This window comes from Bacteroidales bacterium, assembly GCA_023229505.1.
Taxonomy (GTDB): Bacteria; Bacteroidota; Bacteroidia; order Bacteroidales; family JAGOPY01; genus JAGOPY01.
In genome coordinates this window covers 23,192-47,955 of sequence record JALNZD010000018.1, presented here as the reverse complement: position 1 = coordinate 47,955, position 24,764 = coordinate 23,192, and the positions used below count along the sequence as shown (strand labels likewise).

Annotated in this window: 15 protein-coding genes; 4 read left to right on the top strand and 11 right to left on the bottom strand. The window is 43.8% G+C overall.

Annotated features, from left to right (window positions below; all coding sequences use genetic code 11):
* Positions 1-76: 76 nt before the first annotated feature.
* The 7 genes from M0Q51_08205 to M0Q51_08175 all read right to left on the bottom strand — a co-directional run bounded on the left by M0Q51_08205 (position 77) and on the right by M0Q51_08175 (position 9,251).
* Complete coding sequence (locus M0Q51_08205; protein ID MCK9399958.1) at positions 77-1,756, bottom strand: DUF2813 domain-containing protein; 1,680 nt, start codon at positions 1,754-1,756, stop codon at positions 77-79.
* A 15-nt stretch (positions 1,757-1,771) separates the two neighbouring features.
* Positions 1,772-3,835: an alpha-galactosidase gene (locus M0Q51_08200; GenBank protein MCK9399957.1), complete on the bottom strand. Its 2,064-nt coding sequence runs from the start codon at positions 3,833-3,835 to the stop codon at positions 1,772-1,774.
* 19 nt (positions 3,836-3,854) lie between these two features.
* Positions 3,855-4,943, bottom strand: coding sequence for an amidohydrolase (locus M0Q51_08195; GenBank protein ID MCK9399956.1), 1,089 nt, complete (start codon positions 4,941-4,943; stop codon positions 3,855-3,857).
* A gap of 15 nt (positions 4,944-4,958) precedes the next feature.
* Positions 4,959-5,774: a class II fructose-bisphosphate aldolase gene (locus M0Q51_08190; protein MCK9399955.1), complete on the bottom strand. Its 816-nt coding sequence runs from the start codon at positions 5,772-5,774 to the stop codon at positions 4,959-4,961.
* 4 nt (positions 5,775-5,778) lie between these two features.
* Complete coding sequence (locus M0Q51_08185; GenBank protein ID MCK9399954.1) at positions 5,779-6,744, bottom strand: carbohydrate kinase family protein; 966 nt, start codon at positions 6,742-6,744, stop codon at positions 5,779-5,781.
* Between the two features lie 20 nt (positions 6,745-6,764).
* Positions 6,765-8,018: a class II D-tagatose-bisphosphate aldolase, non-catalytic subunit gene (locus M0Q51_08180; GenBank protein ID MCK9399953.1), complete on the bottom strand. Its 1,254-nt coding sequence runs from the start codon at positions 8,016-8,018 to the stop codon at positions 6,765-6,767.
* A gap of 75 nt (positions 8,019-8,093) precedes the next feature.
* Positions 8,094-9,251, bottom strand: a complete 1,158-nt coding sequence (locus tag M0Q51_08175) for an SIS domain-containing protein (protein MCK9399952.1) — start codon at positions 9,249-9,251, stop codon at positions 8,094-8,096.
* A gap of 184 nt (positions 9,252-9,435) precedes the next feature.
* Here M0Q51_08175 and agaR point away from each other — a divergent pair, with 184 nt between their 5' ends.
* Positions 9,436-10,218: a transcriptional repressor AgaR gene (agaR, locus tag M0Q51_08170; GenBank protein ID MCK9399951.1), complete on the top strand. Its 783-nt coding sequence runs from the start codon at positions 9,436-9,438 to the stop codon at positions 10,216-10,218.
* A gap of 11 nt (positions 10,219-10,229) precedes the next feature.
* Here the strand turns inward: agaR and M0Q51_08165 are convergent, their stop codons facing one another.
* From M0Q51_08165 to M0Q51_08150, 4 genes are all read right to left on the bottom strand, one after another.
* A complete protein-coding gene (locus M0Q51_08165; GenBank protein ID MCK9399950.1) occupies positions 10,230-13,448 on the bottom strand; it encodes a DUF4832 domain-containing protein in 3,219 nt (1,072 codons plus the stop codon).
* Between the two features lie 107 nt (positions 13,449-13,555).
* Positions 13,556-14,452, bottom strand: coding sequence for a PKD domain-containing protein (locus tag M0Q51_08160; GenBank protein ID MCK9399949.1), 897 nt, complete (start codon positions 14,450-14,452; stop codon positions 13,556-13,558).
* Positions 14,453-14,481: 29 nt separating this feature from the next.
* Positions 14,482-16,005: a RagB/SusD family nutrient uptake outer membrane protein gene (locus M0Q51_08155; protein ID MCK9399948.1), complete on the bottom strand. Its 1,524-nt coding sequence runs from the start codon at positions 16,003-16,005 to the stop codon at positions 14,482-14,484.
* 18 nt (positions 16,006-16,023) lie between these two features.
* Positions 16,024-19,014, bottom strand: coding sequence for a SusC/RagA family TonB-linked outer membrane protein (locus M0Q51_08150; GenBank protein MCK9399947.1), 2,991 nt, complete (start codon positions 19,012-19,014; stop codon positions 16,024-16,026).
* A gap of 166 nt (positions 19,015-19,180) precedes the next feature.
* Between M0Q51_08150 and M0Q51_08145 the strand changes: the two genes are divergently transcribed.
* From M0Q51_08145 to M0Q51_08135, 3 genes are all read left to right on the top strand, one after another.
* Complete coding sequence (locus tag M0Q51_08145) at positions 19,181-20,041, top strand: DMT family transporter (GenBank protein MCK9399946.1); 861 nt, start codon at positions 19,181-19,183, stop codon at positions 20,039-20,041.
* A 78-nt stretch (positions 20,042-20,119) separates the two neighbouring features.
* Positions 20,120-20,734, top strand: coding sequence for a hypothetical protein (locus M0Q51_08140; GenBank protein MCK9399945.1), 615 nt, complete (start codon positions 20,120-20,122; stop codon positions 20,732-20,734).
* A gap of 446 nt (positions 20,735-21,180) precedes the next feature.
* A complete protein-coding gene (locus M0Q51_08135) occupies positions 21,181-24,714 on the top strand; it encodes a T9SS type A sorting domain-containing protein (protein ID MCK9399944.1) in 3,534 nt (1,177 codons plus the stop codon).
* The last annotated feature ends 50 nt before the right edge of the window (positions 24,715-24,764 follow it).

The window sequence follows — 24,764 nt, the reverse complement described above, 5'->3', positions numbered from 1 at the left end:
TTCGTTAGAACTTTACGCGTTTCAAAAATAACAAACAAAATGACAGCAACCAAGGAATAAAATGAAATGGCAATTATTAAGATCTTCCCTGTGCCAGGCGAACGCAGGTTTCAACTAATTTTCTGAGAACAGGGGGTACCCCCGGGGAATCTGGCTGTGCCATGGCTTCTACGATGGCAATCGCCATGAAAGGTTTTGAATTACGGTGGATGGCGCGCCCGATAATTCGGCGCGGCTGCATATTTTGCCCATAATTAATGGGAATACCGGAGTATTCCTGGTAAACGGCAGCGTAACCGTTAAAAAACAAATGATGCTCGATATCCTTATCCCTGAGCCCGGTAAAGCTGTTAGCATAATCCTCATTCGACTGGTTTGCAAAGTGTTTTGCCGTATCGATATATGCTTTGCCTGCCGCGTCGCCATCTGCCAGGAGGTGCCACTCTATCCCGAGTTGCCTGGCCGCTTTAATAAGCGGTGAGATACCACACTGGGCAAATTCAATGCACACCACGCCTTCCATCGCCAGTTCGAAGCCGCACAAGCGTGCTACATGGGGGAGGAGCCACACTTCCGATTCGCCTTCTACCAGGAGCCAGCAACGGGCGAAAGTAGCCGTACCCCGCCGCATCCGGATGTGATAGCTCAGCCGGCGCAAGTCTTCGTTACCCAGGCTGCCGGGCGAAATCTTCCATTGCCTTACATGACCGGCCTGCCTCGTAATGCGCCTGATATCCTGCAGGGAGTAGCCTGAAAGGAAATCTCCTGATTGCGTGGTGATGATCTTTTGCCATTTGAGGCGTTCGATCATCAACCTGACTGATTCAAGGGTCATGGGATGGAGATTGGCTTCCGGATCTTCAAAGATGAAAATAGGTTCTGAGGCAGGATCAGCAAGCAAAGTGCCTGATTGCAGCATGGCATTTGTGAACAGTAGCAATCCGATCATTTCAGCTGCTGACCCGTGGTGATAATGAATACCCCTTCCGATTAATCCCTCTGAAGAGCTACGCTTTCCCAGAATATCGCCAATGATACTTTGTGCGTAATAACCTTCCGGCAGGAAAAGGCTGGAGGCTTCTTCGAGGTAATTCATTGCAGTGCGGTAACCGGCCCGAAGTTCAGCATGGACATCCGGGGCAGTGCCTTGTAAAAGGTTTTCAAAGTGCTTGCTGATCCGGTTGATAAACTCCTCTTTTTTTTCAGGTTCGCTACCTGTCGTTGATGTATCATGCGCTTTTTGTTCAGGGATACTTGTCAGGATTCCGCTCCTGATGCGAAATACCGGGTTCATCCTCCGGATCCAGTCGAGAATAGTCTGATCATTCTTCATTCCTGAAGTGTCCGTGCCCGGAATACGGATACCCCATTCCGGAAAAGAAGCTTTTTCACCGGGCTGGGCTGTGACTTCAACAGTCAGCTCCTGGATGACGTTTTTGTCATCCCGGATAAGAACGCCCATTTCATTGCCCTGGAGAAGAGACCACTCATCCGGCCGGCGTTCCCTGAAAGTGAGGGCAATGCGCAGGGTGCCCGTAGGAGCATACGTGCCGCCTCTCATTTCCACATGAAACTCATGTGGATAGAACCGGAGCTTGCCTCCTTCCTTATTGACAGCCAGCACCTTATCAATGGCTTCAAGGAGGGCAGATTTTCCTGAATCATTCTCCCCGATCAATACGGTGGTTTCATTGAAATCGATCCGGGCCGACCTGATTCCAAGAAAATTATCTATTTCCAGGTGACTGAGATACATACTTCAAAATTAAAATTATTCGGGATAAACCTCCAATAATAAATATTGCTTAAAGCCAATATCTATAATTGGTTTACTCCCTTTAACCATGCCAAGATCGATAGAATTGACGTAGTCAATCACCCTGTACTGCCCGCCCGCATCCAGTCCCCTCAGTTCAATGCTCCCATTCCAATCCGGACTATAGAAAGCATAGAAAATCGTATCGCCTTTTTGGATCACGTGACCTTCCGGCTTATCATATCCAATATCATAAAGCCCGCCAAGATAATTTCCCGTCGGTAGCATTTTCTGATTATACAAGCCAAACCATTTCTTCCATATCTCTTCTTTTTCTGCTGTAAGCAGATAGCTGGCGCTCGCTTTCGGATTATCCTCAGGCCAGGTAAATTTTGTGCCCATCACGGCCCCAATCCCCATCTGCGTTGCAAAATCATTCGCGTTATCCATCAATTCAACGTGGTCACCGTAATAAGCGGTCTGGCCGATTATCGCCTTGTAAGTCTTGCCTTTTAGCCTGACCTGCCAGCTGCTTTTCGGATCGGAAGAAACTGCCTGGTTCAGGTATGGCATCAGGTGGAACGACATGCAACATCCGCATGGACAAATCTCAATGACAGCATTTGGCTTAATTTCACGGGCATGATGAAGTACCATGCTGAAGAATTCCGGAAGTTTTTCAATACACTGCTCCGGGTTTTCCAGTCCATGATCCGGTTGATAGTCGGCAGGGACGGCATTGACATGCTGCCCATCGATCTTGATGCCATCGAAATCCCAGGTTTTCAGGAACATGTCTAATACCTCACGGGTATGTTTCCTGGTCCCTTCATACGCCGGTGACATCAGCCAGGCATCCCACCAGGTAATGTAACGCGGTGACCAGTCTTCATTATAAAGCAATACATCAGGATCTTCCCGGAGGATGCGGCTTCCCGGATCGGCAGCAAGCGGCGACCACCAGATCATGGCTTTCAGGCCCTGGGCATGGATCTGATCCACCAGTCGCCTCATGTCAATGTCTCCATTCGGAAACTTTTTTGGGTCAAGGTTCCAGTCCCCTTCTGCAATCTGAAAACCATCATCAATACCTACCCATCTGATCCCCAATTCTTTAACTTTCGACAAAGTACCGATTATCTCATCAAGGGTAAAATTTCTTTCATACCCCCAGGCACACCACATCGACCCGTACGCGTCTTCTTCAGTTTCTGCAAACCGGATTCCTTTTGCCTTCATGAACCTGGTGAAAAGCTGGAGGGATGAAAAATAGTCTTTCTGATGAACCATGACGAAGGTCTCATCTGTTGTCAGAATATCATTTTCTGCCAGGGTTAATCCACCAGGATATTCATATTCCACGCCGATCTCAATGGATTCCGAGTATTTATCCATATCTGCGGGTAAGGAGAGTTCCCTGGGAACTAATTCAGTATGGCCAATTGCGATACCGGCGTCTTTTCGCCAGATATCCGTTACAGGTATGCCACCGCCATAATCCGAGCTGGTCATGCCGAGGTAATTCCGCTGGTAAAAACCTTTATCAATGGGTAAGACCCAGTCTTTTCTCTCATTAGTGGTCCCTCCCTGGAATGACCAGAAACGCGGCTGGTCGTTGGGTGATAATATCTCATAATGGTTATTAATCCATTGCCTTACCTGTATTTCCCTGTTTCCGGTATTCCGGTACCGGACGTTATAAACAGCCATACCTGGAAATCCATTATAAATCCTTATAATAACCTGTTTTTCCAGTGAATAGTCATCTTTTTCAAACGTTCCGGTTACAATGAACTTTTTCCCCTTTCCGATACTGTCTGAATTTTCCTCTTCTTTAAAGGAGGTCAATGCAAAATCTAACATCGTTAAATGCTTTGTCACAAGATATTCCGAAGGCTGAGGCTGATCCATGAAAGGTTCGGCTCCGGGAAAGGTGCTGTTGACAGCGCTTTTCATCTTATTGTCGATGGTTATTTCAAGATTCCCGGAAACAATCTTTATTTCTTTCGGTTTGCAACCCGGGAATAAAAGCGCGATTGCCGAAATGATAGTAAAAAATAAAATAGCTGTCTTTTTCATCTTTTCATTTTTCCTTTAATTATTTCTTAGCCGCTTGTTTCATGACTATAACGGCATTTGTTTTATATAATTTCTGCAGGATTTCGTCATCCAGGTCAAACCCGTTAAGGGCCCAATGATAGTTGAATTGCTCCGTCCTGTAAAAATGTTCATCCGGGGTTTGCAGGACCCTGAAGGTAGTTTCATACATCGCATCTTCAAAACCCATATCGGTTCCATAAAGCAGGCGATCCTGGTATTTGTCATAAAAAGCAGCCATATATCGGGGGATGGTCGCAGTTTCAGCATAACGGGCAGAGATATCTGCAAAAAGATTTGGGTATTGATCAAGCAATCTCCCAAGGATTTCAAGGTTATAGCAGCAGTTGGCAAAATGACATGCGATGAATGTCGTTTTGGGATTATCCCTGACAGCATTCTCCAGTGTCGTGATCATTTCACCATGATCGAGGATACCCTCTTTGGTAAGGTCTATTTTCCAGGTCCAGGCGTTCATTAATCCATCATTGGTTGAATCAGCCGGGAGGTACATCCAGTAAGGTTCGGCAATATGAATATTGATGGGTATTCCCAATTCACCGCATCTTTGCAGGAGGGGTTTCATCCTTGGATCGTCGATATGCATGCCATAAGCCGGGGTAGGCTTGGAATATACGAGTCCCAATCCCTTGTCACCCAATTCACCGATGCCTTTCGCCCCTAGTTTATGACACCGCTCCAGTTCTTTCAATGCATTGACCGGCCAGTCGGAGCTGTTATAACCGGTATAATCAAACCCGCACCATACTTCAAACCTGTCGCCATAAGCCGCATATTTGGCTAAAACTGAATCGAAAGCCGGGCCGGTTTGACAGGAAAGGATGATGGTCTTTTCAATACCGAATTTATCCATGTTATTGATCCAGGTCTGAATGTCCTGGTCGGTCTTTGCATAATCGTGGGAGTGCATATCGATAACCGGGAAGCGGGCCTGGTCAACTTTGGTAATGGGAATATTATAGATCGAAACAGGCCGGAAGTTCTTCAGGCGCAATGTGTCTGGGTTCTGGGCCGATCCTGCCAGGGTAATGAAGCATACAAGGAGAGTGGGAAAATATGTAAATTTCATAATTTCAAACATTGATTAATAAACAACTTTAATTTTTTGACCGATAAGGTTTGTCACCGCCTCGATGGCCACGGGGAATACTTTACGGAGGTCTATCTCATCAGTTTGCCTGAGTTCATTTTTCAAAGTTTTCATGAAGATATTTTTTGATTCCGTAGCAAGGTTCACTTTGGAGATGCCGGCATGGATGGCCTCCCGGAGCATTTCGTCCGGTATCCCGGAGCTGCCATGCAGAACCAGGGCAGCAGGTGTTGCCTGCCGGATCTGTTTGAGTAGTGCGATCTGAAGCTCAGGCGCTGATTTGTAGAAACCGTGAGCCGTGCCAATAGCCACCGCCAGTGCGTTTACGCCGGTCAGCTCAACGAATCGGCTGGCTTCCGAGGGTTGCGTATATTTGCTATCTCCCTGCGACTGGCCAAGCTTGGCAACATAGCCTAATTCTGCTTCTACGCTGGCATCAAATTGAGATGACATCTCAACGACCTGCCGGGTGATCCTGACATTTTCATTAAATGGCTTTTCACTGGCATCGATCATTACCGAATCAAAGCCCGCTTCAAGACATTTGCGTGCGATTTCCGGCGAACTGCCATGGTCAAGGTGCAACCAGCCGGTCACCCCGTAATCGGCCAGGGCTGTGCGGGCCAGCGAATTTGCTATTTTTAAACCCAGGTAACGGATGGTGCTCTCTGATACCTGCAGGATAATGGGTTGATTGACTTTTGCAGCTGCCCGCAAAATGCCGCTGAGGGTCTCAAAATTATAAAAGTTTACGGCCAGGATGGCTTTCCTTTCCTGGCTCAAAGATTGCAGTTTGTCCTGTAATTTCATCAGTCTATATCTCCATATTAAAGCGATCACGGGCAATCTGCCGGATAGCCTGCTTATCTGTAAAAGCAGTTGTCCCGCCCGGTTTTGTTGTGTTAATAGCCCCCATAAGCGTAGCATACCGGAGACAATCTTCCAAAGGGTCCCCATGGATAAAACAGTGAATGAAACCGGCATCGAAGCTATCCCCTGCACCGATGCAATCTGCCACATCCGGGTTCAGGAAAGCGGGCCGGTTCACCAAATGGCCTTTATGCCAAAGATAGGCACCGTTACTGCCATCTTTCACCACTAAGATATTTAAACGGGAAGCCATTTTTTCAATACCTTCTGTCAGGGCGGCCGAACGACTCAGATTCAGGAATTCCTGCATATTGGGCAGGAATACGTCAACCAGTGGCAGCAGCTCTTCCAATGGTAGCCCCCATTTTTCCTCCGGGTCCCATTGGGTGTCGAGGGAAGTTGTGAGGCCTGATCTTTTTGCTCTTTGCATCAGCCCAATTATTCCTTTCCGTAAACCTGGCTGGAGAAATATCGAGCTGACATGCAAATGGCCTGCGGAAGCGAGCATTTCATCAGAAATATCATCTGCCGACAAATCATTCATCGCACCGGGATAAGTGAGCATGGCCCGGTCTTCCTCCTGGTTTATCACCACCGTAGCTCCTGTGTTCAATTCAGAACACTTCAGCAGGAAACGCGTATTTACTCTTTTTTCTTCCAAAGACTTCAAAACAAGTTCACCGAAAATATCCCGTCCGATCATACCTGCAAAAGCGACCTTTGAACCCATCGAACTCAGGTTGCTGGCGAAAATAGCTGAGCTGCTGCCGAGGGTCAATACCATCTGGCCGGCAAGGACTTCTTTGCCTGTTTCAGGGAACATTTCGATATTATTGAAAATCAGGTCGATGTTTAGCTCTCCTGCGACAAGGACGTTAAATTCGCATGCTGATTCTTGTAGAAGGTTCATATTTTTTGGGATTAAGCACCTTAAAGGTACTTATTCAGGTCGAAAAGGTTAAACTTAAAGAAATACTTTTCCATTGCATGTTCGATATGGGAAAGGACAATTTCTTCACCGTCAATGCCGGATTTTTTCAGGTTCAGATATAATTTTTCCCTGGCAGATACTACTTCCGGGTTTTCCCAGATATACCGGCAACCCGTCTTGATAAGCCATTCCTGCCTTCCGGGATCAAGCGAGTTAAAATCTTCCTGGTTTTCACCTGCCTGGAGCCATTTTTTCCATCTCCCGGATGCGATAACTGCTTCCCGCAAAGTTTTTTTTATTTGTCCTGCATCTTTTATTTTATCCTGCCTGATCAGATTTTCTTCTAAAGCTTCCAGCTCCATCAGCCCGTCATATTCCCGTTCGGTGAATTCAGGACCTACGTTTGCCGCGCCCATTCCCGATTCCGGATAATCTTCCGGGTTTTCGACATTGTCTGTATAATGCCCTTTTATGTAACTGTTATAATCGGCTGCGATCTTAGCCAGGGTCCATGCCACCTCATGATCGAATAAGGTAGTATGAAGGTCTGTCCCGACTTTTCCGACGATAAAGCAGGGCCAGGTATCGTTAAACGCTTTCTCATATAAACCTTCTTTCAAGAGCCGGAGGAAACGTGTAAAAGTTTTCATGTTAGCCAGGCCGCCATGGACTTCCTCTGTTCCTACTTCATAGGAGATACGGGGCAAATGTCTCCTGCGGCGATAATTCTCTGCATGGGCGATCAGCTCGACAGTTCTTTGGGCGACCACCTCAATGCTGATTATTTCATTATCATGCAGGTTAATATCAATCGTCGGATCGACATGTATAAGATGGTAACCCGCATCGATTGCGGCTTCGAAAGATTCTTTAATGGCTGCCATTGCTGCATCGTACGGCCATCTTCCCTGACGCTGGCTATCTTTCAGCCAGGGCCCGCCGTGATCGATGGCTATGATCACCGGACCTGTGAGGTTGATGACCAGGGCTTCCTGCCGGATGAAGTTGACAAATTCCTGTTGTGTGAACCCGGTATATCCGCCATCCAGATCGACCTGGTTGAGGGTTGCGGAAAATTTGACGGGAGCGTTGCACCGCTTGGCTGAACGCAGTGCAGCTTTGATCACAGCGCGGGAATTCGGACAAGCAGCTAAAATCGTTCTTTTAATACCCGTTTCTTTTTCCAGGTCTTTTATCCTGAGCAGAATCTGCTCCATTAGCGGCACTTCACCATGTATTTCGCCAGCACTCATGTTTTCAATCTTTGGAGTTCTGAGTTCTGAGTTTTCAATTTTCAATTTTCAATTTTCAATTTTCAATTTTTAATTCTATATGCCATAGATCTTCACCCCTTCAACAACCCGTGAAATAGCGCCGCTTGTTGATGGGGCATCAGGGCTCAGACCGAGGTTCCAGGATTTAAAAAAACCAATTAGCTGCGCCGGTAATATACTTGCCATGCAGAAATACTCATCAGTAAGTTTAACTTCATCTTCGGAAAAATATAAGAAATGATCCAAAGGAAGCTCATTAAAACGTGTTTCACTGACCCCGGCTTCCATAAGGGCCTGCTGCCCTTTGGCCATGGACTGTATCAGGTCGATTTCATATTTTCTGACGTAACTATTGTTTGAAAGCAGGTAAATGATAAGTGCTTTATTGTTAGTGACGGCTTTTGGTCCGTGCCGGAAGCCAAGAAAGGATTCGTGTTTGCAAATGACTTTTCCATCAGTAAGTTCCTGAAGTTTGAGATGTGACTCTGTTGCCACACCATATAAAGGCCCGGAGCCAAGGAAAATGGCCCGGTCGAAATCGGCTTCAGCTATTTTACGAATTATTTCCAGTTTTGAAGTAATAAAAAGCCGGCTGATTTCTGATAAGGTATTGACAATTTGTTCGTTCTCCCGGATTAAATCAATTTCAGCTATTAATATGCCCGTCAGGAGCATTGATGAATAGCTTCCTGTCATGGCTAAACTTTTATCATTAGCCTCTTCGGGCATAAGGATGAGGTGATTTTTCAGCCGGGTTGCATGACGGGCAAGTTTCCCGCTGGGATCGCAGGTGATGAAAAGATGATGGCATTTACTGACATGCTGATCAGCGAGCATGACGGCAGCCACGCTTTCCGGACTGTTACCCGAACGCGCAAAGGAAACCATGAGGGTTGGCACGTCCCTGATCAGGAAATCTTCGGGGTTGGATACCAGGTCAGTGGTGGGAATTACTTCGGTAATCTTTCCAAATGCTTTCTGAAATTTACCTTTGAGGCTCAACCCGATAAATGCACTGGTACCTGCCCCGGTAAGAATAATACGCTGCACCTGAGGCAGTGTTTCTCCGAGAAATGAACTGATGTCCCCTGATTCATTGGCTATCTTCTGCCAGGTCTTTTTCCACAATACCGGTTGTCCCTCGATCTCCCTGGCGGTATTGATTGCCCCTCTTCCGATCAATACGCTTTCATCTATTCCAAGATGTTCCATTGAATTTCAGATCAATTTAATAAAACAAATATAATGAAAATAAAAGAAAATAAAATTAAAAAAAAACGAAAAAGAAAGAAATAATCTTATAAATAGTTGCGAAAAGATATTTTTATAAAAAATAATACGTTTTGTAACATAATATTTTTTAATTTAACAGTGGATTAACTTAAAATACTCTTACATGTCCAAGGACGATAATAACAATACGATCCAGCGCCGGAAGCGGATACTGGAAATGCTTTCGGAGAAAGGCGAGATTTATATCCCGGAACTAAGCAAATTATTTGATGTAAGCGAGGTTACGGTCAGGAATGACCTAAAATCATTAGAAGAGAAAAATCTTCTTTTACGTGCACGAGGCGGGGCGATCAGGTTCGAACATTTTGTGGGCATGGACCCGGGGCTTTCCGAAAAAACCAAGCTTCATTTTTTTGAAAAAGTCCGGATCGGTAAAAAAGCAGCTTCACTTATCCACGAATCGGATACTATTATTGTGGATTCCGGCACTACCACAGCTGAAGTTGTTAAAAACCTTCCCCCTCTGAAAGAGATCACCGTGATCACCAATGCATTGAATATCGCCAATAACCTGATCGGCAAACCGAATGTCAAACTTATCATCCCGGGCGGATACCTTCGTCAGAATTCACATTCCCTCATTGGGCCCCTTGCCGAAAAAAACCTCAAAAATTTTTATGTCGATAAGGTTTTTATAGGGGTCGACGGTTTTGACGTACGCCTGGGCATCTACACACCGAATGTGGAAGAGGCCTACCTGAACCAGATCATGATCGAAATCTCGCGGGAAGTGATCCTGGTTGCCGATTCATCCAAGTTCCTGCGGAAAAGCCTTGCCCTGATCTGTCCTGTCAGCCGGATCGATGTGGTAGTGACTGATGAAGGTATTTCAGCACAAGATAAAAGTATATTGGAGGATTCAGGGGTTAAAGTGCTTATCGCCTGACGGAGAAAAAGCTAATATGCAATGATCTTTTCGCTGATGTTGAGATTTTCACCGGTTATACGTATGAAATAAATCCCCGGCTTTAATAACCCATCCCTGATGTCGAAGTAATTATATCTTTCAGTTTTACCGCTATATAGATCAAGGATTTTTTCCCCCGTAATGCTCAATACCTCTGCATTTATCGGCGCAGGATAGCGCATCCAGACTTCAACTTTTGCTGAACCCCTGAAAGGATTAGGATAGACTTTTACCTGTGCGGCATTGAAAGATGATTCGCTGATTCCATAGATCTGTCCGGGATAACCGCCATAAATAACCGTGTACGCCGACCGGTTCAGTGAGGAGTAGGAATACATCCTGTATAAATATATTGTGTCCGGGTGAACGGTATTATCGTGATAGTAAGTTTCGCTGTATGGCAGATCAACCAGTGTTTTGAAATGCACGCTGTCGCCAACCGATCTTTCAATGATAAAACCCTGGCAGTTACCCGGCCTGCTCCATTCGATAACAATACGCGTATCGGGATTAGATTGGGAATTCTTCACATTAAAGTACAGCGGGACGCCAGGCTGGGGTAATTTGATAAACTCTGCCTGGGGCTCAGTCTGTGGCAGGTCAGAATCGTTAACATGCGCAGAAACATAGGCGCTTCCTGCATTGACCATTGCGACTTCTGCCATCCTCAGGCCACCTTCAAGAAAATTTCCTGAAGTAACGGATGATATCTTTTTCAAGAAATTCCATGTATCAGCCACTGCACTGAAAAGAGAATCATTAATGATCTTATAATCAAAACCTTCAGCATTGCCCAGGTAATTTGGCAAGCCCGTTTCAACGCTGCGGTCAGTATTCAGGTATAATTTATAACTGCTGATAATTTCCGGGCCTTCCAAACTGAAAAATATACTATCCCCATAATTGACCAGACGAAGGGCATTAAGTTGCTGATCATAACCGGTGGCAATCGGAGGGATGATATACCAGTCACTTGCATCGCCATCGGTAACGATGTCAATGAAATATGGCGTAGCTTCAGAAGTGGTGATGGAAAAAGGTTGTGTGGCGGGGGAGACCGAAATTCCATTGGTACGGTAAACACGATATTGATACGGTGTGTTTTCGGCAAGGTTGGCATCAGTAAAGGTGATGCCATTATTTTTAAGAATCGCCACTTGCTCATAGTCGGCATTATTCGCGCTTCTTTCAAGAACATGATAGACATTTTCATCAGAAGATCCCGGCCAGTAGGCAATAACCTTGTCGCCATAACCCGTGCATCTGATACCCTGAGCGGGGGGCAACAACCGGTTGAGCTGAATGAAGTAGGAATTTTCTGCCGGAAGATAGCTGGCGAGCACCGTATTTTGGGGATCGTTTACAAAAGCAGCGCTGTATTGATACCCCAGGGCAATGCCGTTAAGATCGGCTATGGCCAGCCCGGTTTCAATGGCTGACGCATTTTGCGCTGATACAATATCTGTGATCAGTTCCCAGCTCCATTCACCGGAACCGCCGGTATGTTTGTAAAGCAGCCCGTTTTCAACCAGGTAGTCGGCGCCGTTTGGTTTCCATTGCCAGGCAAAATAACCGGTACTTTCAAGATTATCGGCATCGATGAAAAACTGGTAGTCCTGTTGAAGGTCACTTCCCTGGATCAGGAAGTAGAGTGAATCTCCAGAGTTATAAGCTTTGAAGATCCCTGCAGGCTGATCTGGAATTTCGCAGGCAATTCCAATTTTTTCCCAGTCATTTGCCAGGCCGTCGACCTTGATATATGCGGCTTCAATGATTACGGCTTTCCTTGGGTAAAAAAAACCCGAACCGTTATAACCGGGCAGAGCCGCGTTATCTGCCACTATGAACTCCGAAAGAAGAGAATTCAGTCCCGTTGCATCTTCCCACGTGCCGATATTAGCTGTCCGTATAGAATATTTTGGTTGAAAACGTATGGATATTTCAGGATCAGGCATGTTGAGAAAGACCTGGTAATCGCCCTGCTCCAATCCCTGTGGAATGCCGGCCTTAATGCTTAGTGTCACCTCTTCAACCAGGGGCCAAAAGCGAATATCTTCATTGATATCATATACATATTCCTTGCCGTTTGCCTGGTTCCTGATCACCAGCTCAATCTTCCTGGGATTGACAGGATTTGACCATCCTTCGTTGATAAGTTTCAGGTTAACCTGGAATTCACCCCCCACTCGGGCGCTATCCTGGATATCAGCTTCAACCAGGCGATAGCGATAGCCAAGTTTGTTTTCAACCCCCGGGAAACAACCCTGAGTCCTCCATCCATTCAGCAGTTGAACATTGTAATCCATATTGAGGTAAGTCCAATGGAACCGTCGCATTTCATGCAACGAATTGGGGCAATCAGAATAAGGCGGGTAAGGATTGCAGGTTTCTCCGCCGATCATGGTATATCGTGTATCTGCTTCCAGGTAAGGCTTTTCGACGAGGGTATCATCATAAGTGCCGTAGTCGTCCGGGCTGGATACGAAACAATCGTTATGGTGGGCGATGCGTGCAATGGGGAGGTCGGAGTATGCTTGCTGTTCGCTAACCGGTTGGTCATTCTCAAGCAGCTTCTGCTTGTAACCCGGGGTCCTGACTTCAATCATCCGGTATGCAGGAACTGCATCCAGCAGGGCATTGACGATCTGTCTCCGGAGTGCCCAGTGTTCAGGGAAAATAACTCCCGGGGAAAAAGCATAATGGTCGGTGTAGTACCATTCTCCCCATGCCCCTATAAATCCGGCCTGGACAACGAGGATCACATCGCTGTTCTCCTGCAAAATGGGTTTGACCTGCTCAATGTGACGAAGCACAATGTCAATGGGGGCATCACCATAAGGTTTAGTCATGCTTTCGCAATAGGAAAAACGCATGACCAACTTCATTCCGGCCTGCCGCAAGATTTCAAAATCTTTTTTCATCCCGATCAGGTAATCGCCTGATATATCGGAAGCAGTGAAATTTTCCAGATCAAAATATCGGAACATCAATGTGATGCCTTCTTCCCTGTAACTAAAAAGATCAGCCAGATCAAGATTGTTGTATGATCCGATAGAGTATGCTTTTGAAAAATGCATAAACCCCCTTTCAGGATTACAAATGAGGGAATCATGACCCTGGTAATCCACATGGTTAAAAGCCTGGCTATAGCTCATCTGAACAAGGATTAAAGCCAGGAATAGTGTCAAGGATTTTTCTAAGTTCATCATTTTTCAGCAGTGTCTTGAATAATTAAGGAAAACCAGTTAAAGAGGCAAAGGCTACCGCGAAGGGCAGCCTTTTCACTCATACAAAAATTGCTCTATTATTAGAAAATTTACAGCATTTCCAGCACAAAAGCATTTTCACCATTACCGGGGAAGAAACCGGCTGGTTCCCATTCATAGTAATGATTGATGATTATCGTAACCTTGTTGCCCATCACCACATTACCATTAGTAGTTACGGCATCCAGCTTGTTTTTCCTGATCGCCCATTCAACCTGCACTTTATCTCCGACCTGTACATGATATCCATAGAGGATATAATCAGTCACTGACTTTTCGATCCAGGACCAGTCATTCTGAGATGCAGCATCCTTATCGAACATAAAGGCCGTAGACCATGAAGTGCTGGTGATACCTGCTTCAATATAGAACTCGGTTCCAATCCCGGGGTTGGTCCATGGGAGGAAACCTGTCAGGGTATCGTTATCCAGGTCGAAATGGATTCCGGTAGGCAGAGAATCAGTAATATTATCTTTCACTTCCATCCAGAAGAAGATAAATTCGCCATCATAATCCACTTTAACTTTTTCAATCAAACCGCCACTGTTATCCACTGACTGGAAAGCATAATCAATATCATTCCAGTCATCAAAACTGTTGTCATCCAGTTTAACAGGGCTGGCTTTTGTTACAGTAAGTGTATAGCTGAATTCATCCGTTCCGCCGTCACCGGTTGCTGTCAGGGTTACGGTAAAAGGGCCATAATCAGGATAGGTGTGGGAAGGACTTTCTTCTGTTGAAGTCTGGCCGTCACCGAAAGCCCATTCATAGGTGGCAGCATCGGTAGATTCGTTAGTAAACTGGATGGTTCTTCCGTCACCGGATGCCACGAAGGAAAAACTTGCATCGGGCAAAGGCTTCTTTTCCTCCTTTTTACAGGCAGTGAAGATAACGGCTGTGAGAGCCAGCACAGTAAAAATTCCAGCAATCAATCGCATTTTTTTCATAGTTTTAATGTTAAAGATTAATATAAATTTTAAGGATTCTGCGTGCAGAGTGTGTTTATTCTGATCTCATTTTCAGGGATATAGTAAATTATTCTTGGGTCGTTCCATGAAATGATATTCACTGGGGCAGGCTGATCATAGTTCACATCGCTTTCTTTCAGCCCGGTAAGATGGTAACCCCAATATGTCCGGTTCAAATCCATTTTATTGCGGTAAACATCGAAAGTCCGGTGCCCTTCGAAGGCCAGTTCAAGCCTTCTTTCGTCAAGGACGGTTTGCAAAGCTGTTTTCCCGGCTGGCACCGTGCCGTTAAAAAGATTATTTGCCATGTTGCGGTTCTGCCGGATGGCATCCAGGTCATTCAAGGCGCCTGCATCGTCTCCTTTCCTGGCGTATGCTTCGGCCCGGTTCAGGTACATTTCGGATATGCGGAACATGACAGGGGAGCTGAGTGTCGGCGAGCCATCCTGGAAAGAAAATTTGGTTATATAATACATCCGTATGCCGGTACCTGTCTTGGTCATGATGTTACCCTGGTCATCCAGTAAAGGTACTACATATTGACTTCTGTTATCTCCGGGGTTTTCAGCTAAAAGATCACGATAGAGATCAGAAGCATATTCTTCTCCCCATCCTGAATTGCCATCGGAATAATACATGGAACCGATGGAGCCAAACTTTTTCAGGTCATCCACTTCCGTAAAAATGATGCACCAGATGGTTTCATCTGAAGAAGGGGCGGCCCTGAAATAGTTGGGATAATCGTCAGTAATACTATAACGGCCGGAATTTATCACCAGGTCGGAATATTTGATGACGGAATCGGGTTCTTCCATGTAAAGGAATGCTCTTGACATCAGGGCGTAAGCAGCATAGACCGATGCATAACCTTTTCCCCGGATGGTATTTGGTTGCATGAGCCCGGAGGCTATACGCAAATCATCGAGAATGAATTCGTAAACCTCTTTGACGGTAGCCCTTGGTTTTTGAGCAGGTTCATTATCCGAATTGCGAATAACGATTCCAGGGCCATTAGGGTCGTGCGTATATGGTTTTGCAAATAAATTCAGCATGCTGAAGTGGGCAAAGGCCCTGATGAAGTAATTCTCTCCGACGAGCTGAAGATTTTTCGCAGAGGGGTCTGACAGTTCACCCCGCTCATATAAACTGATCACCAGGTTGGTGGCCGAAATCATTTTGTAGCTCACATACCAGAAATAAGAAGTGTTTTCCTGCGCCGGGGCGTGATTTAGGTTGAAACTCAAAAAGAGCGGGTCGGTAGTAACCTGGCCGCAGACAACATCATCACCTGAAAAGTCGGAAAGATAGAAATATTGACGCAGGTAGGAATAGTTCCCGTTCTGGACGCCGTTAAAGAACAGCACATCCTTGAACATGGAATAATTCCCGTTGGCAATATAGGTCAGCCCGTCAGGCATCTGGATGAGCTTTTCCGGCGTTATCATATCGGAAGGGTCATATTCTTTCGTGCAATCAGTTAGAAGGAAAGGAATAATGCCCAGGACCAGGAATATTTTGAAATTTCTTTTCATGTCATTCGATATTATAAATTAGAAATTCAGCTTGACGGTTATATTATACTGGCGGTTCAGGGGATATTTCAGGTCATTTACCCCGGCCATCGACCAGTCGGTAATACGCAGGGTAGCTTCGGGATCAATACCGGAATATTTGGTGAAAGTGTATAGATTATCTCCGCTCAGGGTGATGGATAACCCGCCGATTTTATCCTTGAACCATTTGCCCGGTAATTGATAGGTGATCCTGGCATAGCGGAATTTTACATAACTGCCGTCCTCAAGGAAGCGGGAGGAAGGATAATAAGAAAGGGAATTGGCGCCCATCCTGGGATGGCTGGCTTCGTCGCCCGGTTCTTCCCAACGCGTCCAGTCATCCATGGGAACCATCCAGTTCATAAGCGGTTCGGCTCCATCCGTATCGAATTGGGTCCGGTCCCTGTTATAAACTTTGTTGCCGCCAGTATAGGAGAAATTCAATGACAATGACCAGTTCTTATACCTTAAATCAGTAGTTAAACCGCCATAATATTTGGGCATAGCCGACCCGACATATTGCGCTTCAGCTTTGCTGTACTGGTTTGTCGCGACCCTGTCAATAATATTCCCGTTTTCATCCCTGATCACCTGTTCCCAGAGCGGTTCACCATTGCTGGGATTCACACCGAGCCAGACGGGGAGGTAAAATGCATACAATGGCTTGCCGTTCTCCAGCCTTTGCTCGATGCCGCCGACGATCCTCGGCTTTGCATTTTCAATATCGGAGACTTTATTTTGGTTGTAACTTACGTTGAAGTCGAAATTCCAACCGAAATCAGTTTTTTCGATAATCTTAGCAGAGAGGCCGAGTTCGGCGCCGGTGTTAGTCACAACTCCGGCGTTTTCCCACCTGTATTCGTACCCGATCGAGTACGCCTGTTGAGCCACGAAAAGTAAGTTTTTAGTTTTGTTCTGGTAAAGATCCATAATAATTTCAAACCTTTTCAGCATCTCAATCTCTACGCCGAAGTCAAGCTGGCGTGTCATCTCCCAGGTCAGCTCAGAATTCGGAAGCTGGAAGGGAATGGCGCCGATCTGGGCGTTGTAGGTGCTGGTAAGTGAATACAAAGCGTTGTATTTTCCGGGGTCGATAGCTTCATTGCCCGTATATCCCCAGCTCAGGCGCAATTTCAGGTTGCTGATCGCTTCGGAATTCTTCATGAATTCCTCCTTGCTCATTAACCATGAACCGCTCAGGGTGGGGAAGTAGGCTGTCTTATGATCCGGGGCAAACTTGGAGTTGTTATCGACACGGAATGATCCGGTCAGGAAGTACTTTTCCTTGTAGTTGTAGTTAGCCTGGCTGATGAAAGATGTCACAGCCGATTCTTCATAAGAGCCGAATACTTTATAATTCTTTGATGCCGTATTAAAAACATTAAACCCAGGCAGTAATCCTTCAGCGGAGGCTCCCCAACTGTCACCATAACCATAACTGACTTCAAACCCCAGCAGTCCGCTAAGGTTGTGGTCGCCAAATGAATGAGAAAGCTTGAAAAGATTTGTATTGAGTATTCCGTATCCAAAGTCGTTTTGACGGTAGAGGCTTCCGATTCCGTGCAACGGGCCGGCAACCTCCGGGTATACCGAATTGGTGGCCAGGCTGTTCCAGTAGCTTAGACCGGCAGAAGAGGAAAAACTCAGCCATTTCAGAATATTGATGTTCAATCCAAGCTGTAATCCCGCTGATGCGCCCCTGTAAGCATAATCAGAATTCTGTATGCTGTGGATAGGGTTGATTTTATCCCTTGAATACCAGCCGGCCGTGTTCTGGTCAATATATTTGGGGCTCCCGGCAGCGTCATACGCGTTGTCCCATGGCAGGGTCAGAAAAGCATAGTACATGTCCATGTAATCGTAACTGTGACCGGAAGTCACATTCAGGTCGATATTTCCTATGAAGTTGACCCTGTCGGAGAATTGATAGCTGTTATTTGACCGGAAATTCAGCCTTTGAAAATCCGTGTTCATAAATGTGCCTTTTTCATTGAAATAACTGGCACCCACGAAATAATTGTATTTGTCTTTACCACCGGAAGCTGAAAGGAAATAGTTACTGACCATGGCGGGAGTAAAAATTTCATTGATCCAATCGAAATCACGGTCTTTCAAAGACTTATCGTAGTTGTTATTGAACCGGACTTTATCAAAATAGCCGTTGGAATCAACGAATAAGCCTTTATGCGCTTCATAAGCTTCAGATCCGGTCATCATCTTTACTTTTCCGAAATCAGGCGTTCTCATACCTACAGTGGCGGAGAACTCATATTTTGTTTTACCGCCAGATCCTTTCTTGGTATTGATGATGATGACCCCGCCATTGGCCCTTGCGCCATATAGCCCGGTGGCCCCGGCATCTTTCAGGATCGTTACACTTTCAACCATCGATGGGTCGATACCCGGATCCCCGTAACCTGAAATGATCCCGTCTACGACATACAAAGGCTCCGAATTACCATTCAGGGTACTGGTCCCCCGGATCCTGATCTCGGCGCCGGAACCGGGAAAGCCGCTGCTGTTAATGATCTGTACGCCGGAAACCTTACCCTGCAGCATGGTGGTCAGGTTGGGGCTGATAACATCCCTGAGTTTTTCAGCAGGCATTACGGTCACAGCACTTGAAATTTCAGTCTTTTTCTTTTCACTGTAACCCATAACCACCACCTCTTCCAAGGCCCTGATGTCCTGTTTCATGACAATATTTATCACGGCACGGTTCCCAACTTTGGTTTCCTGGCTTAAATAGCCCATATAACTGAAAACCATTATATTATCAGGAGAATTTATCGTGATGCGGTAATTTCCACCAGCATCAGTAACACTACCCAAAGTTGTACCTTTAACCGTGATATTGACCCCGGGCAATCCCTGGTTGTCATCTTCTCCGGTCACTTTGCCGGTGACGGATATTTGAGCCCATGCCTGTCCAAGCCATAATGTAAAAATGATCATCAGGCCGGCTGTTTTAAGAAATTTTTTATGCATCTTCGTGTAAATTTATTGCATCATGAAAAATAAATAAACCTTTCGAAAGAATCTGATAAGCAAAAATAAGAAAAGAAATAGATAAAAACAAATATTAAACGATAAAAAAACTAAAAGAAAGGTTTCGTAAGTTAAAATTGATATTTTTGTTAAAATTAATATCAGGATGAAATCGAGAACCTGGCTATTTTTTGCTTTAACGACGACCATTTTCTGGGGAATATGGGGTGCATTCATTGAAATCCCTGAGAAAGCGGGATTTCCGGCAACACTTGGCTATTCGGTGTGGGCACTGACCATGATCCCCTGTGCACTGGTCGCATTGGCCATTATAAAATGGAAACCCGAGACTGACCGTAAATCGATTTTCCTTGGATCAGTAATCGGCTTATTGGGTGCAGGCGGACAGTTGATCCTGTTTGAGGCATTGCGCTCCGGGCCGGCCTATATCGTCTTTCCTTTTATCTCTCTTTTCCCGGTAGTTACGATTTTTCTGTCTATACTCTTCCTCAAAGAGCGGGCAGGATTGCGTCAATGGGCTGGTATCATCCTTGCACTCATAGCCATCTTTTTCTTATCCTATCAAAAACCTGACGGAGATAATATCAGCGGTTATGCATGGTTGTTAATGTCTGTGCTTGTGTTCCTGATGTGGGGTATCCAGGCCTGGGTAATGAAATTTGCCAATGAAACCATGAAGGCAGAGAGTATCTTTATGTATATGGCCATAACTGCTTTGATACTTGTGCCGGTCGCCATCCGGATGACCGATTTCAGCCAGGAGATTAACTGGGGTTTCAAAGGGCCTTACCTGGCTGCGATGGTACATGTCCTTAATTCTATCGGTGCGCTTACCATTGTTTATGCTCTGCGCCGCGGAAAAGCAATGATCGTGGTACCTATGACCGGCCTTTCACCCGTCATCACGGTCGGTATTTCATTACTGATTTACGGCGTAATTCCCGGTTTATCCCTGACATTCGGCATAGCCCTTGCTATCGTGGCGATTTTCCTTCTTTCATCCTGAAGATGAATGTCTGTACAATTGATTTTTTCCTATCTTTGGACCCGTTATAATTAATGGTTAAATTAATAAAATTAAATTATGAAACGCTTGATTATTAATGCTATTACAGTTTTGTTGCTTATGCTTTTCTCTTTTGGATCTTTTGCTCAATCCAGGGATGAAATGAAATCTTTAATCATGAAAATGAACAAGGAGATGATAGATCTTGTCAAAACAGGCAGTTATGAAACTATGGAAAAATATTATGATGGTGATGCTATTTCTTTGCCAAATTACCGGGCAAAGGAAACAGGGTACAAGCTAATCCTTTCAAATAATTTAGGGCGACAAAAAGGAGGCTATAAAATACTCGATGGGCAGAAAACTACTACGGAATTAATTATGGGAGAGGATATTATGGTTGATATTGGAACCTATTCTTTGACGATGACTTTCCCCGGACTTACTGAGCCAAAAGTAGATAATGGCAAGTATCTTAACGTCTGGAAGAAAAATAAAGATGGGATCTGGAAGATTGTGGCGGAAACCTGGAATGCCGATAAGAGCCCGGTAGCCCAACAAGCCAAAGGACAAGTACAGCAAGGTGGCACACCCTCAAATGTTAAAATTATGCCGTCGAAGGAGAGTGGAACCCCGGCAAATTCAGGGACGGATAAGAAACCTGTGATGGATACCAAAGACGGGAAGAAGTAAGGAGGTGATTTGGAAATTTGAAAATTTGAAAATGGGATTTTTAATGTTGAAGTTATCTGATTGCCAATATTTTCGTATTGTTAACTGATCAGGTTTCATTGTAAATTCATCTGGAAATATTAGATCATCTTCTTTTACATTTGAACGTGTGAATAGTTTAATTCACACGTTTTTCTTTTTAAATATTGTTTTAAGTTTTTCTTGCTTTTCCCTCAATATTGTTGTATTTTTAAATCCCCCAATTCATGAAATGAGAAATGAGTAATATTCAACTCTTTATGAAATGGCGTTTGAAATACCACAATTCCGTAGAGAGAGAGAGAGAGAGAGAGAGAGAGTAATTCCCTGATTCTCTTTCTTCCTGAAAAAATTTTCCCTCCATAGCTTTTAATTATACCACCTCTATTAGTAATTAATCCGATTATTAACCTTAATTTTATAAAGCCATGAAAGCAAAATTATTTATAACACTTCTTTTAATTTTTATTTCGAGTTCTTATTTTTTAACTGCCCAGGATGTTTTCCTTGAAAATATATATGTGCCAAATGAAAATTCTCAAGCTTCACCACATAGTATCATTTATAATGACATAAACAATTTATTTTATGTATATACCGGTCAAAAAATTATCCTCGTCAATAAAACTTCAGGCATAATCGTAGGAGCAATCACTGTCGGACAAACAGGATATTTTATCGGTTTTCATAGTACAATAGAAAAAACTCATAAACTTGCCTTTGATCATAGCCGTAACTATATTTATTGTGCAAATGAGGATGATAAATTACTGGTTATTGATTGTAATAACAATCAAATTATTCACGAATTTTCATCCTTAGATCCCCTGTTAGGTTCTTTCCTATATTACAATCCTGATTTAGATAGATTATATTGGGTACAAAATAGTGTGCACATAATTGGGGATACCCGTCTTGTAGGAATTAATCTATCATCTATGAGTACTTTTGGCCATTATGATATACCTTTTGAATATAAAATATTTGATGTCACTTTTTGTCACCAAAATGACTATCTGGCTTTATCTATTACACGTAGTGTAACACAAACACCAAGTGGACAGATATGTTTAATAGACCCATTAGATCTAAGCGAATTTGACTCATATAATATATCGGATAAAATTGCAACCAAATTGCAATATATAGGCGAAGCAAACAGACTTTATTGTATCAGCCAAAATAATTCTAATTCATGCCTCGATGCATTTTTAATTAATCCTTATACAAATCAACTTAATTATATATCAAATTACTCGATCAATGATTTTCCTGTATTCGGCTCTGAATCATCTTGCTATATTGGTAATAATATTCATTATGCTTATTTTGTTGGAAAGACGACTGCAGGTGACTTTAAATTGGTGATAGTTGATTATACGCGTCAGAATACCAACTCACCAATTGTTGCAGAATTGATTTTACCACATGTTGATCAGGTCCTATGTAGTCCTTCGAATGATCGTGTTTATTGTTCAGGTTATAATTTATACAAAATTTACGGCTCTGATATTGAGAATTCTGTCTCCGTAAATGGAGTATCCAATCATTTAATACATGCAGGGGATGATCAAATAGTTCTTTCCAACCTCGAAGCGAATTCCATTGATAGCTACTCTTTATCACTGGAGTTGATTCACCAGGTTCATTTAGGGGACGATATCCTAAAAGGAGTTCTAAACCCTACATGGCAAAAAAATTACTGGATTCAAGATTTTTCGCCAGAATCAGAGACTTTCCTTTCAATCCAAAACCTATTTGATAACTCATTCACTTCAATTGCAATAGGTCGAGCTATTTACGATCTTGCTTATCATGCAGGTTCTGAAAAACTTGTCGTTTCAAATCATGATTATATGGAGTCGCAAATAACTGTTGTTGATGGCCATACTGACCAATTTCAAGTAATTTCTACAGATCAAGTAAATTTATTTCAACCAGGTGAGAATAATTATACATATTTAGGTGGGTGGAATGTATTAGAGTTTATGAATATGTCGGACTATACTATTGGACAGATCCAAAACAATGGCTTGACTTCACCCTATGAAATAAGAGATTTCGCACTCTTAAAAGATGGGAATTGTATTGCACTGGCCTATGAAGATGGCATCTGGGGTTGTAAATTGTTAGAAATTGATCATAACTCCAACCAAATAATCGGATCTCATTCTTATCAGATATTACCTTCAAATTATAGTAATGCATTATTTTACAATAAAGTGAAGAATCAAATTTATTTATTGTCAGACAATAGTGTAACTATTATTAATCCATCAAATTTCTCAGTTGTTGAAACAATCTATCTATCTGAAACAATTAGAGAATGTCAATATTCGCCTAGAAATGATAGACTCATTATTGTGTTTTTGGAACCAATAATACAATTTTATAATGCGTCAACATATGAATTTCTTCATGAAATACAGTTCCCAGTGGAAGATCACATCATTGCTACTTATTATAACCAGGCGAATGATATGGTTTATTTACACATGTTTCATTATGATATGAATTACTATAAAAATCAAATTCGCTTGTATTCTTACAGATGTGATGACTTTGAGTTAAGTAGTGATATCTATCTTCAGGAAAATTTTGTTAAGGATCTTTTTCCTATATCACCAACTGAGAAAATGGTATTCGATGAAAGTAGTAATTACTTGTATATTCCTAATCAGGGACTTGGAAACATAAGCATTGTTCAATGTTCACCTGATCAACTTGCCCTCCAACCCGGACTCGGAGTCTGGAACTGGCTCTCCTTCCCGCGCCTCGACCGGGTAGGTAACGACCCTGTCCCTGCCCAGCCTGTCCTGGTAAATATCGATCCTTTCCCAACATACCTGCAAATGACCAACCTGCCACCCCAGAGACTAGTTGGTTTGGAAGAGCATATTATGTACACAACTTCATGGCCGCATTGGACAGGAGATTTAAACGCAATATACAGTACCAGAGGATACAAGCTCGAGACGAATAATTCGTATATTTCCTATCTTTCTATGGAAGGCACACAGCTTGATCCGGCATACCCCCTGACCATTTATGCGGGCTATCAGAATTGGGTGGGATATTACCCTACCTGGCCGCAGGATCCATTTGCTGCTCTGGCCGATGTGCTGGATGAACTCACCCTGATCAAGCACCACGACTGGGTCTGTGTCAAGGTATGGGGATATATACCTCCTAGAGGAAATCTTGAACCGTACTGGATGTGCTCCATCACAAAACCGTTGAAATACGCCGATATGTTGATCCTCGAATGTTCTGAAGATGTTACTTTCCAATGGGGAGGTACTTCTTCCGGCGCTATTCGTGATCTGCCAAAATCAGAAAACTTTACCTATGCAGAAAAACCGGATTACACCCCTATTTTCATTGAACTTGATACCGGTGACCATCCCCTGGAAATCGGAGCATTTATTGCCGACTCCTGTATCGGCGCCACCGTGGTTGAAGAACTCGATTCGATGGCAATGATAAGGGGCTACATGCCAAATGATTCCAGCGGTATGATCACTTTCGAAAAATACTATGGAAATGAAAAGAGCTCCTCAGATCGAATCGATGAATATTATGTTTTAAATAATAGGACTAATTTGCAGGAAAAAAGGGCTATCAATTCTCGTGAAAATAAAAAATATTACCAGGTCTCTTTTAAAAAGGAAGCCAATTCAAGTTCCTGGGCCAATCCATTAATCCTTGACTTTAATCCGAATCCCTGCCCGGATTTCTGCAACATCGATTACTTCATTCCCTGCGAATCTGATGTCACTTTTGAGTTATTCGATGTTTACGGCCGGAAACTCAATACGTTTCAAACGGAGAATGAACAGGCCGGCAATTATTCGATCCAGTGGGGAAAATTGTTTATTGATAGGTCTACGCCTGGGATTTATTTGATCCGCATGTCAGCCTGCGGTAATGCCATAACGAAAAAAGCCATTATCACCAAATGATAAATACTGTCTATACTATATTAACAGGATGCCGTCCTTTTATAAAAAGG

Coding starts and splice junctions, on each gene's coding strand:
- M0Q51_08200 (MCK9399957.1), bottom strand. CDS start 3,835: ATGAAAAAGACAGCTATTTTATTTTTTACTATCATTTCGGCAATCGCG.
- M0Q51_08165 (MCK9399950.1), bottom strand. CDS start 13,448: ATGATGAACTTAGAAAAATCCTTGACACTATTCCTGGCTTTAATCCTT.
- M0Q51_08190 (MCK9399955.1), bottom strand. CDS start 5,774: ATGAAATTACAGGACAAACTGCAATCTTTGAGCCAGGAAAGGAAAGCC.
- M0Q51_08205 (MCK9399958.1), bottom strand. CDS start 1,756: ATGTATCTCAGTCACCTGGAAATAGATAATTTTCTTGGAATCAGGTCG.
- M0Q51_08175 (MCK9399952.1), bottom strand. CDS start 9,251: ATGGAACATCTTGGAATAGATGAAAGCGTATTGATCGGAAGAGGGGCA.
- M0Q51_08160 (MCK9399949.1), bottom strand. CDS start 14,452: ATGAAAAAAATGCGATTGATTGCTGGAATTTTTACTGTGCTGGCTCTC.
- M0Q51_08185 (MCK9399954.1), bottom strand. CDS start 6,744: ATGAACCTTCTACAAGAATCAGCATGCGAATTTAACGTCCTTGTCGCA.
- M0Q51_08195 (MCK9399956.1), bottom strand. CDS start 4,943: ATGAAATTTACATATTTTCCCACTCTCCTTGTATGCTTCATTACCCTG.
- M0Q51_08145 (MCK9399946.1), top strand. CDS start 19,181: ATGAAATCGAGAACCTGGCTATTTTTTGCTTTAACGACGACCATTTTC.
- M0Q51_08135 (MCK9399944.1), top strand. CDS start 21,181: ATGAAAGCAAAATTATTTATAACACTTCTTTTAATTTTTATTTCGAGT.
- M0Q51_08150 (MCK9399947.1), bottom strand. CDS start 19,014: ATGCATAAAAAATTTCTTAAAACAGCCGGCCTGATGATCATTTTTACA.
- M0Q51_08180 (MCK9399953.1), bottom strand. CDS start 8,018: ATGAGTGCTGGCGAAATACATGGTGAAGTGCCGCTAATGGAGCAGATT.
- M0Q51_08155 (MCK9399948.1), bottom strand. CDS start 16,005: ATGAAAAGAAATTTCAAAATATTCCTGGTCCTGGGCATTATTCCTTTC.
- M0Q51_08140 (MCK9399945.1), top strand. CDS start 20,120: ATGAAACGCTTGATTATTAATGCTATTACAGTTTTGTTGCTTATGCTT.
- agaR (MCK9399951.1), top strand. CDS start 9,436: ATGTCCAAGGACGATAATAACAATACGATCCAGCGCCGGAAGCGGATA.